Source organism: Bacillus sp. TH22 (assembly GCF_016651015.1).
Taxonomy (GTDB): Bacteria; Bacillota; Bacilli; order Bacillales; family Bacillaceae_G; genus Bacillus_A; species Bacillus_A mycoides.
In genome coordinates, this window is record NZ_JAEKER010000001.1 from 1,084,334 (window position 1) to 1,097,956 (window position 13,623).

17 protein-coding genes are annotated in these 13,623 nt (G+C 33.3%); 5 read left to right on the forward strand and 12 right to left on the reverse strand.

What is annotated here, in order from left to right; genetic code table 11:
- Positions 1-7: 7 nt before the first annotated feature.
- Positions 8-505, reverse strand: coding sequence for a GNAT family N-acetyltransferase (locus tag JFU18_RS05420; RefSeq protein WP_085310617.1), 498 nt, complete (start codon positions 503-505; stop codon positions 8-10).
- Between the two features lie 286 nt (positions 506-791).
- Positions 792-1,946 carry a stage II sporulation protein SpoIIP gene (gene spoIIP / locus JFU18_RS05425; RefSeq protein ID WP_002135865.1) on the reverse strand — a complete coding sequence of 385 codons (1,155 nt, stop codon included), beginning with the start codon at positions 1,944-1,946 and terminating at the stop codon, positions 792-794.
- A gap of 89 nt (positions 1,947-2,035) precedes the next feature.
- Between spoIIP and JFU18_RS05430 the strand changes: the two genes are divergently transcribed.
- Both JFU18_RS05430 and JFU18_RS29800 read left to right on the forward strand, forming a co-directional pair.
- The gene (locus JFU18_RS05430) at positions 2,036-2,332 is read left to right on the forward strand and encodes a hypothetical protein (RefSeq protein WP_002012463.1); all 297 of its coding nucleotides are present in this window, start codon (positions 2,036-2,038) and stop codon (positions 2,330-2,332) included.
- A 4-nt stretch (positions 2,333-2,336) separates the two neighbouring features.
- Entirely contained in the window at positions 2,337-2,642 is a 306-nt protein-coding gene (locus JFU18_RS29800) for a permease (RefSeq protein WP_080466632.1), read from the forward strand.
- Here JFU18_RS29800 and JFU18_RS05435 read toward each other — a convergent pair.
- From JFU18_RS05435 to JFU18_RS05460, 6 genes are all read right to left on the reverse strand, one after another.
- Positions 2,615-3,181: a DUF1572 domain-containing protein gene (locus tag JFU18_RS05435; RefSeq protein WP_137057348.1), complete on the reverse strand. Its 567-nt coding sequence runs from the start codon at positions 3,179-3,181 to the stop codon at positions 2,615-2,617. The two genes, JFU18_RS29800 and JFU18_RS05435, sit on opposite strands and share 28 nt — an antisense overlap.
- The gene (gene csaA / locus JFU18_RS05440; protein ID WP_001263027.1) at positions 3,162-3,491 is read right to left on the reverse strand and encodes a chaperone CsaA; all 330 of its coding nucleotides are present in this window, start codon (positions 3,489-3,491) and stop codon (positions 3,162-3,164) included. Before csaA ends, JFU18_RS05435 begins: the two co-directional genes overlap by 20 nt.
- Positions 3,492-3,557: 66 nt before the next feature.
- Positions 3,558-4,895 (reverse strand): branched-chain amino acid transport system II carrier protein BrnQ4, encoded by a 1,338-nt coding sequence (gene brnQ4 / locus JFU18_RS05445; RefSeq protein ID WP_400517919.1) that lies wholly within the window; start codon positions 4,893-4,895, stop codon positions 3,558-3,560.
- Between the two features lie 450 nt (positions 4,896-5,345).
- On the reverse strand, positions 5,346-5,993 hold the full coding sequence (cbpA, locus tag JFU18_RS05450) for a cyclic di-AMP binding protein CbpA (protein WP_002186059.1): 648 nt from the start codon (positions 5,991-5,993) through the stop codon (positions 5,346-5,348).
- A gap of 175 nt (positions 5,994-6,168) precedes the next feature.
- Positions 6,169-6,813: an HXXEE domain-containing protein gene (locus JFU18_RS05455; protein WP_002148541.1), complete on the reverse strand. Its 645-nt coding sequence runs from the start codon at positions 6,811-6,813 to the stop codon at positions 6,169-6,171.
- Positions 6,814-6,821: 8 nt separating this feature from the next.
- Positions 6,822-7,409 (reverse strand): TetR/AcrR family transcriptional regulator, encoded by a 588-nt coding sequence (locus JFU18_RS05460; RefSeq protein ID WP_002086042.1) that lies wholly within the window; start codon positions 7,407-7,409, stop codon positions 6,822-6,824.
- 269 nt (positions 7,410-7,678) lie between these two features.
- Between JFU18_RS05460 and JFU18_RS05465 the strand changes: the two genes are divergently transcribed.
- The 3 genes from JFU18_RS05465 (at position 7,679) to JFU18_RS05475 (ending at position 10,568) form a co-directional block, all read left to right on the forward strand.
- Positions 7,679-8,566: a hypothetical protein gene (locus JFU18_RS05465; protein WP_002168576.1), complete on the forward strand. Its 888-nt coding sequence runs from the start codon at positions 7,679-7,681 to the stop codon at positions 8,564-8,566.
- A 210-nt stretch (positions 8,567-8,776) separates the two neighbouring features.
- On the forward strand, positions 8,777-10,084 hold the full coding sequence (locus JFU18_RS05470) for a hemolysin family protein (protein WP_002086044.1): 1,308 nt from the start codon (positions 8,777-8,779) through the stop codon (positions 10,082-10,084).
- 1 nt (position 10,085) lies between these two features.
- Complete coding sequence (locus JFU18_RS05475; RefSeq protein WP_000217328.1) at positions 10,086-10,568, forward strand: DUF456 domain-containing protein; 483 nt, start codon at positions 10,086-10,088, stop codon at positions 10,566-10,568.
- A gap of 24 nt (positions 10,569-10,592) precedes the next feature.
- On the opposite strand, the gene JFU18_RS05480 is transcribed toward JFU18_RS05475, so the two are convergent.
- From JFU18_RS05480 to cls, 4 genes are all read right to left on the reverse strand, one after another.
- Positions 10,593-11,213: an NAD(P)-dependent oxidoreductase gene (locus tag JFU18_RS05480; RefSeq protein WP_002086047.1), complete on the reverse strand. Its 621-nt coding sequence runs from the start codon at positions 11,211-11,213 to the stop codon at positions 10,593-10,595.
- A 239-nt stretch (positions 11,214-11,452) separates the two neighbouring features.
- Positions 11,453-11,632 (reverse strand): hypothetical protein, encoded by a 180-nt coding sequence (locus JFU18_RS05485; RefSeq protein WP_002086048.1) that lies wholly within the window; start codon positions 11,630-11,632, stop codon positions 11,453-11,455.
- Positions 11,633-11,828: 196 nt separating this feature from the next.
- On the reverse strand, positions 11,829-12,293 hold the full coding sequence (locus JFU18_RS05490; protein ID WP_002012450.1) for a spore coat protein: 465 nt from the start codon (positions 12,291-12,293) through the stop codon (positions 11,829-11,831).
- Between the two features lie 32 nt (positions 12,294-12,325).
- The gene (gene cls, locus JFU18_RS05495; RefSeq protein ID WP_002141405.1) at positions 12,326-13,510 is read right to left on the reverse strand and encodes a cardiolipin synthase; all 1,185 of its coding nucleotides are present in this window, start codon (positions 13,508-13,510) and stop codon (positions 12,326-12,328) included.
- Positions 13,511-13,623: the final 113 nt, after the last annotated feature.

The window sequence follows — 13,623 nt, forward strand, 5'->3', positions numbered from 1 at the left end:
CGACCTCTTATTTTAATAATTTGGCCATTTCATACTCATCGATACCTTTTCCATCGATGATAAGAGCAGATTTTTTGACACCTTCTTGTTCAAATCCAATTTTGCTATATAGTGCCTGAGCTCTTGTATTATGGGCCATTACCGTTAATTCTAAACGCCATACATCATGTAATCTTGCCCACTTCTCTACTTCTTTAAACAAACTCGTTCCAATACCTCGGCCACTATACTCTTGCAAAATGCCAATTACAATGCCTGCCACATGTCTCTTTCTTTGAATATTATTTCCATTAACTAAAATAAACCCTACTATTCTCTCTTCTTCAACTGCTACAAATATTGTCGCATATTCATTTCCCATAAAACGTTGGACCATCTTTTCTTGTTGCTCTACTGTAGTTTTTCTTTCTCCTAGTTCGTATAACATAAATTTCGTCTCTTCGTCCAATTGCTTATTTAATTGCAAAAACGATGTTGCATCTTCTACTCTAATCTCTCGTATCACCTTGATCCCCTACCATTCTGTTAATTAAAAATTTTCCTTGTAAAAAGATTTTCTCCATTATTCCGAAAATCCCTTTCTAAATTCCTTACTATAAATAGACAAATTTCGATATCAATATAATAATAGGGAATTTTGTCTATAATGTGACATGTCTTTCTACCTATAGATTATGAACAAACAAAAAACGTAAGCTTCTCGCTTACGTTTATCCCGTATTAACGGGTATTCTGATTGATGAGGGCTAATAATCAGTAGGATAAACACTCCGGCTAATTAAACTCCCACTTTATCCATTCACTTTTTCCGCTTGCCAAAAATACCCTCCAAATGCTTTAGCAAGAACATCAATCGATCTATTTAATTCTTCCTCTGTATTATCTACGCCACCAACTTCAATTAAAATCGCCTGTCCTGATAAGTCTTGATTATAGACTCCATTTCCTGTTTGGAACCCCTTTTGAATTACACCACGGCTCACTCCTGGATATTTCTTATTAATTTCCTCATGAAGAGCTGTTGCTAATTGTAAGTTCTTTTCATAATTTTTATTTCCTTTCCCAATTACAAAAGCAAGCTTTGCATATGATTTATCTCCAATTGTTTTTGTCGTGACATTTTTCCGTGCACTATCACGGTGCAAATCGAAAAAATATTGGAGTTCTTTATTACCAGCCATCGCTTCTTGTACAATTTCTCGTGACAGTTTATAAGAACTATTACTATTTAATCCTTTACTTATTAATTTTTGACCAACATCAGTTTTATCGTTAGTAGCACCGATCCCTTCACTTTCTAACTGTTCTCGCAATCGATCGCCAACTATTGAAATATTCGTTACAGAACTCGTTGCTTTATTTGGATTTGGATCATTCGTTAAGTTAAGTAACGGCAAATAAGATTCCCAGCTATGTGAATGATAAATCAATGCAACTTGTCTTTTTCCAGTCGTTTGTGCTGGTTGTTTCTTCTCTTTATTCGGATCAGGCTTAGGAACTTGTCCAGCTTCTCCAGTCCGTTCCTTCACTACTTCTTCAAGCGGAACACTCGATTCTATCGGTAAGTTGGAATAATTTGTTCCTTCACCTGCTATAACGATTTCTGTATCATATTTCCCAAATCCCGGAAGTTCTTTCCCGACAAAACTACGTACATCATCAAAACGAATATTCGTAGCCATCGAAAAGAGGAATGAAGAAATAGAAAAGTCTTGATTCAAATTCCGGTACTCCTGTGTAAAATAATGATTCTCTTTCCCAATAACGTACATGTAACCATTCATTGATAACTCATTTAACCAATTATATAAATACGTTGACTTTGTCTCTTTCATGGAAGTTACCATTACACTAATAAGAAAGAAAGTCGCTAATACCGTAGTAATAATAAATATAATTAACTTGCGTACACTTGTTAATTTCACGTAAAAAAAGCCTCGATTCATACTATCACCCTCTCTATTTCAAGTTATGTACAAGCTCTAGAGAATAGACCGCTTAAATTCCGGCTATATTGTTAATGAGGTGAAATGAATTGAAGCTACTAATAGGAACATTACCAATCGTCTTATCATTTATTTTTTATTTGTTTGCTTTACATCCTAAAATTCGTATTGTGCTACATATTTCCGCATACTTAGCACTGTATGTACTCGGGACAATTATTTCTATTAATATATATGATGTTTTAATACAAAATTTAGTTTTCATGACAAGCATTCATGGAATTTTACTGAATCCATTTTTCCTTATTGCAGGAGCGTATATAGGAACATACACTTTATACTTACTTTTGTCTTACATTATTACAAATATAAAAAATGGAGCGTAATGAAATGCAACCACCGTTCATCTGTCATACATGCAAAAAAAGAATTGCTCGAAAGAAAGATCTTATTACCTCTACACGGCATTTCCGTTTTTATTTGTTTCACAACACTTGTTTCAAAAATCAGCAATTATTTGTCTCACGTTTTATTCCTATAAATACACTCTTTGGTTTCTTTCTTATTACATATGGGCTTATTGCTGGCAGCATTCTAATGTTCACGGAGCCCTCTATCAATTGGCTTATTTTTTTGCTTCCTATTTTATATCGGTTTCTTTCATATTATTACGTTGAACGTTTTTTCTGTAAATAACTAGTAGATTGACCTCTAGGAATGCTTAAACACTCCCATTCATTTTCTTTTAACATTTTACCAATGTAAATGATTTGTCCAATATGTAAAGCATAATGAGAAATTTGCCTTTCGATCGCTTGCATGACAGTGTGTTCTTCTCCCCGAATGTATACTTTCTGCAAAATCTGCTCTGCTGTTAAAGCATCCATCGTTTTAAAGACATACTCCCACCCTTCTTGCCACGCAGCAAGCGCTTCTTGTTTTGAATTGTAGCCACCTTCAAATTCACCATCTCGGTTACGATCTATTTTTTCGCCATCAGACGTTAAAAATCCCGTCCATCTTGAACGCATATTACCATGTAAATGTTTAATAATAATCGCGATACTATTTGTCTCTTCATGAGCAGACCACATTATCTGTTCATAAGATAATTGAGAAAGTACACGTTCTCCTTGTTTTTGTGTTGCCTTGAAATTCGAAATGGCACATTGTAAATATTCTCGTCCGATATCCATGTTTACCCCTACCTTCACACTAACTAATTTTCGTTCCATTTGGCAATTCCATATTAGGCTGAAGCAACACAACATCACCAGCTTCAGGAACACCACCCAATACAAGCACTTCCGATTTAAATCCTGCCACACGCTTTGGCGGGAAATTTACAACAGCAACAATTTGCTGACCGATTAAGTCTTCTGGATTATATCTCTTCGTAATTTGAGCACTTGACTGCTTGACCCCAAGCTCCCCAAAATCAATTTCTAGTTTAATCGCTGGCACTCTCGCTTCTTTAAATTCCTCTGCCTGTGTTACTGTTCCAATTCTTACATCAAAAGTTAAAAAATCTTCAAAATTAGCCATTTTATCATTCCTCCCAATTATTACTTAGACAAAATACAAAAATCCCCTTTAAAAAAAGAAAGGCGCCTAAGCACCTTTCTTTTGTAATTCACTTGATTCATTTGATTTATAGAAGAAGAAACCGAGAATCCCGCCAATACATGATGGGATTAGCCATCCTATTCCTTCTTTATATAATGGTAACATTTGTAGCACATTAGAAATCGCATCAATTTTAATGTTCGCACTTTCTAAACCGTTAAAGAAACTAATTAACAACGCACCTAAAATAGCTCCGATATATATTGTATTACGCTTCCCTATCCATTTATGGAAATATGAAAGAACGATTAATACAATTGCAACTGGATAAATGATCATTAACACTGGTAATGTTACTGTGATTAATTGTGTTAACCCTAGGTTAGATACAATTAAACTAAATACACATACCATAGTTACAATCGTTTTATGCGAAAGTTTTGGGAATAAGTTTGTAAAGAAGCCAGCACACGCAGATGTTAATCCAACAGAAGTTGTTAAACAAGCGAGTATAATTACAAGTCCTAATAAAATTTTGCCACTTGTTCCATATAACTCATTTACAACATTCGTTAAAATAAGACCACCGTTCTCCGACACACCAAGTGATGTACTTGTAGATCCGAGATATGCAAGTGATAAATATATTAACGTTAAGCCTAATACAGCAATAATCCCTGATACAACTGTTATTTTTGCGATTTGTCCGCTCTCTTTTATCCCTTTTGAGCGAATAACTTGTACAACAACAATCCCAAACACAAGTGCACTAATCGCATCCATCGTTAAATATCCTTGAATAAATCCACCAAAGAAAGCATTCTCTTTATAAGCAGCTAAAGGTGCAGCCGGTTCTCCAATTGGATCAATAATTGCTTTTCCGACAATAACAGCAACAATCAATACTAACAATGGTGTAAGAAATTTCCCGAACCAATCCACTAATTTAGATGGATTTAATGATAAATACCACGTTATTCCGAAGAAAACTATAGTGAAAAGAAATAGCATGTACCACTCAGAAACCATTGTCTCTGATAGAAATGGCTTCATACCCATTTCAAATGAAACAGCTCCAGTACGCGGAATCGCGAAAAATGGTCCAATCGCTAAATAACTAATCAATGGGAAAATAAACGCAAATATAGGGTGAACTCTAGAAGATAGCGCTTTCAAGTCCCCCTCTACAAACGCGACAGCTGTTACAGCTAATAGGGGTAATCCGACTCCCGTTACAAGGAAGCCAATTGTAGCAATCCAAACATTTTCTCCTGCTTGTTGACCTAAAACTGGCGGGAAAATTAAATTTCCTGCTCCTAAAAATAGTGCAAATAACATTAAACCAATCGCTACCGTATCACCTGGCCTTAAACGTCCCTTCATGCTTTTCATTTGCATAGCACTTTTTCATTGTTTATATCTCTTTTCACAATATGCTATGCATCCTCCTCTCTGCTCAAGATGATAAAATATGCCCCTTACAAAGCAATGTCTTTCTCCATAATTTCTCCATTCCCCTTATTCTTACTCTAATTATTAATTTTTGATTTTTGATTTTTTTGAATATTTGAGTCATTAGAGTGTTATAACGTGGAGTTTAGTTGTCAGACCTCTTTGTTTTTATCACACATATAGTAACATATTTGGCTGAAAAATAAAAACATATTTTTAAATAGAATTTTTTGAAAATCAAAATTATCCACACATACCTCCTTTATTTATTCTATTACACAAATTTTTTTAGAAATTTACGATTTTTACATTTTATTATATTTGAATATTTTTATACAAAAGAAAGTAAAAGCCATCAAAAAATAAGATGGCTTTTACTTGTTAGTCTATCGTTTCAACTTCACGTGGATTATTCATCTCTTCAACATACACAACTCTAAATCCATGATCTTCTAAATCCTTTAGCAATGTTTCTAATTCACTATCTTCAAACTCTTCTCCCAATGTAAACATTATTCTACGTACTAATAAAGCATCATTATCAAAAGTCATTAAGCTTTGAATACCAGTGTATTTCTTTAGCACTGTCGATAATTTTTGAATGGCCCCATTATAATCTTGTGTTCCAATCATGACAGAATATTTACTAGAATGGACTCCCCATGCATCTTCTAATAGTTCAAAAACTTTTTTATGAGTTAAAATACCAAGGAAGACCCCTTTTTCATCAACTACTGATAAATACGGTAGTTTTTTAATTGTAAAAAATACTTTAAAGAAGGAAGAGTCTTCTCTCACGTACCCATTTTTATCGTTCAATAATTGTAATACATTATCTTCAAGTGAACCTTTATATTCTAAAATATCTACTTTGTATACATTCCCTAAAAACTTCTCTTTTTTTTCATCTAAAACTGGTACACAACGATACCCCGTTTTATTTAAATGTTCCAGCGTTTCCCCTATCGTAATTGAACTTGAGCAAAACAAAACTTCCCTTTTTGGCACATAATTCCCTTTAATCCTCATAAAAAAGCCTCCTTATGCTAAAATACTTTCTGTGCCATAACTATATTATATTTTCAGAAAAAAATAAATATATTATTTTATTTTTCTGAAAATTATTCATTTTTTCGTCATAATTTATTCATGAATCATTCACTTGTACTCTCTTCAGCATCAAAAATCCCTTCTGAATTCTGGATCACTTTACTGCATCATTGTACGGACCTAATTGCTTTTTAGAAAAATAATGATTTGTCTCCTTACTTTTCATTAACATATTTCCTTTTATAATTAAAAAATAGGTAGCTACTAGAAAATAGATCAGCCCTAATATCCAATCCAAATTTGTAGCCAGATTGTGTAAAAGAACATATCTCATATATGCATAACCAATCGGAACATGTAGTAATACAACCGCACCTAATCCCGGATTGTATATTGTTTTAGCTTTTATATTCGCAAAAATACCATGCCATATGAATTGAAAAAAACCCATTAAAATAGGTGCCATCCCAAGCCATATTATATTTTGAAAGAAAACCGGAAGTAAATAAAAAACATACGCAATCAAAATATTTATTACCATAGCAGATTGCGTATTTAATGGATAGCGATCTGGTATATCACTTTTAAATATAACTACATTAAACAGACCAGCGAAATAACCTGGCCAACGATACTCTTCAAATTGATGCACTAAAATGGCTACAAAACTTAACGCTAACAGTACTTTTATTTCACTTATTTCTCCCAAATTCGCGACTAAACAAACAACGACAACAATAGCCACAACTAACCCTATATCATACCAATGCTTTCTAAAGAAACTAACCATCTCTATCACCCACTATCTCAATTTTTATAAAAATAGCGTTCAAATAGGAAATCAATCTGTTTTTCTATAGGTAGTACTCTTATATCTGCCCCTGATTCAAGAATTGGCATCATTAATGCTGGAAGAAAAATGGATCCAAATATTTGCACTGTCATCATCATTAAAATTTCCTGATCCGCTTCATTTGTTATTTCGCTCAAAATATTCTTCACTTTACTAAAACCTAGCCTCTTCAAAAAATCTCCATATTCGTATTGAGATGTAAATACCGTAGTTCCCATTGCAATAATCTTCCTGACTAACTCAGGATATTGCCGAATTACTAGTACATAATCAAATAAAAATATTTTTAATCTTTCTTTCGCTGGTACTGTAATATCATCTAAAATAGAAAAAGTGCCTTGGAAGCTAATTAACAAAACTTTAATCGCCTCACTAATCAACTTTTCTTTTGAACCAAAATGGTAATTTACAAGCGCAATATTTACATCTGACAATGATGCAATTTTCCTTATCGTTACCCTTTCAAAACCTTCGTTTTTAATTAACTCCAAGGTTGTATTTAAAATCTTTTCTTTCGTTGATATGTTTTCATTTTCCCCCAACTTATCTCCCCCTCTAGAATTTATCGATTAAACAATGATTTAAACATTGTTTAACTTTATGGTATCACTTTCCAATTTGAAAAATCAATTTAATCCTTTCGACATTTACCTACATTTCTTTTCATTCATCCCATACATAAAATAAATTTCTAAAAATAATTTAAAACTATCCATATACCAATACGTAAAGAAAAATATATTGTAACTTCCCTGAAAAAAGCTAAAATAAGAATAAGAATTTTCTGAATATTCTAAGAGTAGGTGGTTGTATGTCCTTATTGCGCTCACATATATGTAAATTTATAGTTGGTATTTTTATTATTTTTGTCATAAGTCCTATTCCAGCATTATTCATTACACATAATTACTCTTACACAACTGGATTTATTAGCATTTTTCATAACTTTGCACAACTTTTTTCTATTTCAATTCCAAGAATCGATTGGATGCATGAACCTATCCTTTTCTCAGCAAATCAGATTATAAATACACAAAATATGATACATACTTCTAGCCATTCGTCACCACTATTCCCCTACATATGGGAAATATATTTTTTATCAATCGTTCGTTTCACATTCACTCTTGTAATCGGTTTCTTTATTAGTTTAGGGATCGGTCATCTATTTTTAAAAGCACCGAGATCAGTAAGAAAGTGCACTTCCTTATTGCGCTGGATACCATATTCTTTTGGTACTGTGATATTACAATGTTCAGTACTATTACTACTACTCTACATCGCGGAATTCATGAAGGTTCCTTTCTTCTCCTCTTTTATCATCGTATGTAGTACTTCCATGATAATCGTTCTGCAAGCAATAAAAAAATGGCTTCCTTTCTTAAATAATACAAATGAATACGAAATAAAAAATTCAGCCTTCCTTGTTGATACGTTATTTATGGCGCTTACTTCCAATCATAAATCTATTCTAAGTTCCATTATTCTTTCATTTGTTTTTATGGAATGTGTTTTTCACGTAAACGGACTCTTACAATTTATCGTTCAATTTGGTGGAAATGCACCTATAGTTGTCGCAATTGGTTTATTACTTCTTTACATCCCATACAGCGTATTATCTTTTCTCCAAACACTATGGACAACAAACTACAATAAACAGCAAACATACACTTTAACAAGAAGTATTTCAAAACCATAACGTAGAATAACCGTCTACTTTAAATTAAAAGTAGACGGTTATTCCTATTATATAGAGGACAAAATAACAGCAAATTAAAAAACTACTATAGAAACCTACCATTATTTACCCATTTTCTTTGACTAATCTTTTCATTTGGATTTATTATAAAAGTATAACATAATTACAGGAGGTGACATCTTTATTCCAAATTAGGAATAAAGAACACACTTGGACATATTAAATATTTTTCTCATCTTTATACTTATCCTTATTTCTGGTTTTTTCGTTGCTTCAGAATTCGCTGTCGTAAAAGTACGAAAAAGTCGAATTGACCAGCTTGCTAATGAAGGTAATAAACAAGCATTAGCTGCAAGAAGCGTTTTATCTAACTTAGACGTTTATTTATCCGCTTGTCAGCTTGGCATTACTATCACCTCTTTAGGACTTGGTTGGCTTGGTGAACCAACTGTGGAACATTTACTGCGACCACTATTTGAAAAAATCAATATTACTGGAACAATGGCTAACACGTTATCCTTTATTATTGCTTTTAGTGTGATTACTTTTTTCCATGTTGTATTAGGCGAGTTAGTTCCTAAGTCTTTCGCAATCCAAAAAGCTGAAGCAATCACATTAAAATTTGCAAAACCGCTTATTTTATTTGATAAAATTATGTATCCGTTCATTTGGCTTCTCAATAGTGCAGCTATATTTTTCACAAAATTACTCGGTTTGGAGCCTGCGAAAGAAAATGAACTTGCCCATTCCGAAGAAGAACTACGACTCATTTTAGGTGAAAGCTATAAAAGCGGCGAAATTAATCAAACCGAATATAAATATGTAAATAATATTTTTGAATTTGATGATCGTGTTGCTAAAGAAATTATGGTACCTAGAACTGAAATGGTTTGTTTATCTACTGAAAATACGTTAGAAGAAAATATGAAAATCGTTGCAACTGAAAAGTATACACGTTATCCTATTATTGAAAAGGATAAAGATGATATTATCGGAATGATAAATACGAAAGAGATTTTTCATAATCAAACAAAAGGCATTTACAAACCACTTGATGCCTACATACATCCTGTTTTAACTGTATTTGAAACAGTTCCCATTCGTAAAACGTTAATACACCTCCAAAAGAACCGCGTACAAATGGCGATTGTTATGGATGAATACGGTGGAACTGCTGGCCTTTTAACGATGGAGGATATTCTTGAAGAAATTATCGGAGAAATTCAAGATGAATTTGACGCAGACGAATCACCAATGATTGAAAAGCGTACTCCTAGGCTTACTGTTTTAGATGGGAAAGTACTCATTTCTGAAGTAAATGATATGTTTGGCCTACATATCGATGAAAGTGATTTAGATACAATTGGTGGTTGGCTTCTCTCTCAATCAATTGATTTAAATATTGAGGCTGGCTATTCAGTTGAATATGATGGTTTTCAATTTAAAGCATTAGAACTTGATGGGCATCAAATTAAAAAGATTGCTGTACATAAATTAGATACTACAAAGGAGCTATAAAGTGACTGTTTTACTAACAATTTGTATCATTGCTTGTTTCATTGTTTCATTTCTTGCCTTTATATACCCCATTATCCCTGGCATCCTTGCCGTATGGGCTGGCTATTTCATTTATCATTTTGGAATAAACGGCGGAGAGTTAACGACATCTTTTTGGATTATTCAAGTCATTTTTACACTCTTCATTTTCGTTGCTGACTTTATTGCAAATGGATACTTCCTAAAAAAATACGGAAGTACAAAATCGGGCGAACGTGTTGGTATGGTTTCTATCATTGTCGGATCGTTCTTCTTCCCACCATTCGGGCTTATTATCATACCGTTCTTATCTGTATTTATTACGGAACTAATGCATAAAAAGGCGCCAAAAGACGCCCTTTTAGTCGGAATTGCAACTGTTGTCGGTTTTTTAAGTAGTACAGTAGCCAAAGCCATTCTCCAAATCATTATGATTATCATCTTTGTATGCTATATCATTTTTTAGCCATCCCTATTTTGGGATGGTTTTTTAATATGAAATACCTACTCGGCTTTTCTCGTATAAGCTTTTATTACGTAAACTCCATGTAAACTGAGCTGTATCACCAACTGTGATTTTCGATCCATCTGTTGGCAACATATCTTGTTCAGTTCGATATACACCGGTTACATCACCATCTATTAAATGCGTCGGACAAACAACAGTCCAACATAGTTTACTATTATTCAGCGCTTCATAAGCAGCTAAATGATCTTCCGCAGCTGTTGTCATTTTTCTTTTCGATTCTTTTGATTGGAAACGATATATACTTGGGTTTGTTCGCGCTTGTAAAATACCAGCAGTTCCTATTGTAACAATTTTCTTTATGCCCTCTTCTTCCATTTGCTTTATAATAATCGGTACACTCTTCTCTAACGTCCCATTCCGATCAGTTCCAAGAGCACTAATTACAATATCACATCCTTTAATCGCTTCCTTTATATCATCTCCGCTTAATACATTTCCCTTAATAACTTGCAACCTTTCATGCTCTGTTTCCACTCTACTCAAATCACGAACTAATACCGTTACTTCATATGAATCTTGTAATGCCAATTTCATAATGTGTGATCCTACTCTACCTGTCGCTCCTAATATGCATACTTTCATATATTATCCCCTCTTCCATTCTTTCTCTCTATTTTTCCGCAAAACTTACAAATATACAACAAAAAAGCTCCCTCGTATATGTGAGGGAGCTCTGTTATCCATTTGTCCCGCTATTTGCGGGCAGTAAATTCGGCGAATGCGAGGAAATTAGGTGGGAGATAACTGCCCGTAAATGCCCGATTGGTGTGGGCTAATAATCAGTGGGGATGGACAAAATCCCCACTGATTAAAGTTTCACTTTATTTCTTTTCTTTCGAATCAGAAGATTTTTCTGTTCCACTTGTTTCTTTATCTTTCTTTTCATCTTGCTGCGAAGTTGTGTCATCCTCTTTCTTTTTATCCTCATCTTTACTACAACCTACCATTAATAAAGAACTTGCAAGTGCCATAGCAGTTAATGACTTAACCCATTTGTTCATTTGCGTTTCCTCCCTTTGATAGAATATGTACAATCCCATATTACTCTTTTTTTTAAAGGGAAGATTTAAAAACAGTAAAGATATTGTAAACTTTTGTAAATATTCCGATAACACAACTGGTTTTTCTCAATTCTTCTAATTGAGCCTTTCATTAGACATAAAAAAACTAAGACGCCTTTCATTCCGTCTTAGTTTTTCACGCAAACTTCTCACTTTCATTTTCATATAAATGTTTAATTTTATATTCCTTCTTCACAACATATTGCCAAACACTATAAGCATAACGATTCATTTTCACAAAACAATTTTCCAAGAAAGAACGAAACTCTGGGTTCGCAACTTCCACTGCAACTTGAGCAAACTTTAATGCTAATCGTTTCAAATGTGAAATATAACAAATAGCAATCCCAATATCCCCTGTATACTCATTATCTGTTTCCCTATCCATTTCAGTAAATTCCGGCCACATTTGTTTACAAGTTATATGTTGTATATTTTCTCCTTCTTGAAAATTCACTTGTTCATTATATGCTTGTAACATATACGGCAAATGATGCTGTAATATATCCTTTAATTCTTCATCTCGAACCTTGCTCGTGTATTCTCCAACTTTATATATAAGTGTGTAACTATATGTCATCAATTCTTTCATACAATCCATTAAAGCGCCTCCCTTCCTATTTCATCTCTATACTATAAATATGATGCGATAACATTTGATATTCTTGCTAGAAACCAATCCCATCTACTAATTTTCTCAAAATCTTCTTCAGAAAATCGTTTTGATTTATGAAAGTCTTCTTTTAATCGATTCCATACGTCAGCAACGACTGTCTTATCATATATGAAACAGTTAGATTCGTTATTTAAGTAAAAACTTCTATTATCAAAATTTGCTGTACCAATATCAACCATTTCCTCATCGATGATTGTTACTTTCCCATGAAAAAATCCATTTCGATATTGATAAATCTCCGCTCCAGCATCTAACATGTCTTTCAAATAAGGATAGGCAGCCTGTTTTAGCAATACTGCATCACTTTTAAATGGGACGAGGATTTTTACATGGACACCACGATTTAATGCATCTTTCAGCCCCTTCACCATTTCTTTACTCGGTACAAAATATGGTGTAGCGATAATTAAAGAATGTTTTGCCTTCTTTAAAAACGCTCCATACTCCTTCCATAAACCTTTTCCATTCGAAAATACGTATTGATATTTTACATTTCCTTGTACAGGTAACTCTTGGTGTATAGGAAACTTTTCTCCCGTATCTTCTTGCCAATCTTCCGCAAACTTCCGTTCCATATCAGTAGCTCCATTCCCTTCGATGCGTACATGATAATCACGCCACGGACCAAATTTAGGATCCTGTCCAAGATATTCCTTTCCGATATTGAAGCCACCAATGTACGAAACTTTCCCATCAATAGTAACAATGCGTCTATGATTACGTTGATGCAAAGAATAAAATAAGTTTTTTAATTTAGGTTTTTTACTAAATGTAAACTTCACGCCTTTTTCTTTTAATTGATTAATTATCTTTTTCTTAAGCTTATATCCGCCAATGCGGTCTACTGACAATTTCACATCTACTCCGCTAGATGCTTTTTTCTCTAATAACTGTAAAAACTTTTGGCTTACTTCATCTTTTCCTACAATATAAAAATGAACATACACATTCTTTTCTGCACGATTTATATCCTCAAATAAACTTTTATATAACTCATCACCGTTCGTATATACTTGAAAATCCCCTGATCGGATTTTTTCTAATTCATATCCACTAGCCATTTTCTTCCCCATTTCCACATCAACGTTCATCCATATGAATACACCTATAAAACAAATTATTACAATTAAAAAGCGCTTCATGGATACGTTCCTTTCTCTAACTACTGTTATTCCTATATCTTTCCTTTTTTAAAACATTATCATACAAAAAATATGTCATTGCATGATATACGTCCATATCAAACAGGAGCTCA

Bases quoted from the DNA above. Each gene is read 5' to 3' on its own strand.
- JFU18_RS05480 (WP_002086047.1), bottom strand. From the start codon at position 11,213: ATGAAAGTATGCATATTAGGAGCGACAGGTAGAGTAGGATCACACATT.
- cls (WP_002141405.1), bottom strand. From the start codon at position 13,510: ATGAAGCGCTTTTTAATTGTAATAATTTGTTTTATAGGTGTATTCATA.
- cbpA (WP_002186059.1), bottom strand. From the start codon at position 5,993: ATGAGGATTAAAGGGAATTATGTGCCAAAAAGGGAAGTTTTGTTTTGC.
- JFU18_RS05485 (WP_002086048.1), bottom strand. From the start codon at position 11,632: ATGAACAAATGGGTTAAGTCATTAACTGCTATGGCACTTGCAAGTTCT.
- JFU18_RS29800 (WP_080466632.1), top strand. From the start codon at position 2,337: ATGCAACCACCGTTCATCTGTCATACATGCAAAAAAAGAATTGCTCGA.
- brnQ4 (WP_400517919.1), bottom strand. From the start codon at position 4,895: ATGAAGGGACGTTTAAGGCCAGGTGATACGGTAGCGATTGGTTTAATG.
- JFU18_RS05490 (WP_002012450.1), bottom strand. From the start codon at position 12,293: ATGGATTGTATGAAAGAATTGATGACATATAGTTACACACTTATATAT.
- JFU18_RS05435 (WP_137057348.1), bottom strand. From the start codon at position 3,181: ATGGAACGAAAATTAGTTAGTGTGAAGGTAGGGGTAAACATGGATATC.
- JFU18_RS05465 (WP_002168576.1), top strand. From the start codon at position 7,679: ATGTCCTTATTGCGCTCACATATATGTAAATTTATAGTTGGTATTTTT.
- csaA (WP_001263027.1), bottom strand. From the start codon at position 3,491: ATGGCTAATTTTGAAGATTTTTTAACTTTTGATGTAAGAATTGGAACA.
- spoIIP (WP_002135865.1), bottom strand. From the start codon at position 1,946: ATGAATCGAGGCTTTTTTTACGTGAAATTAACAAGTGTACGCAAGTTA.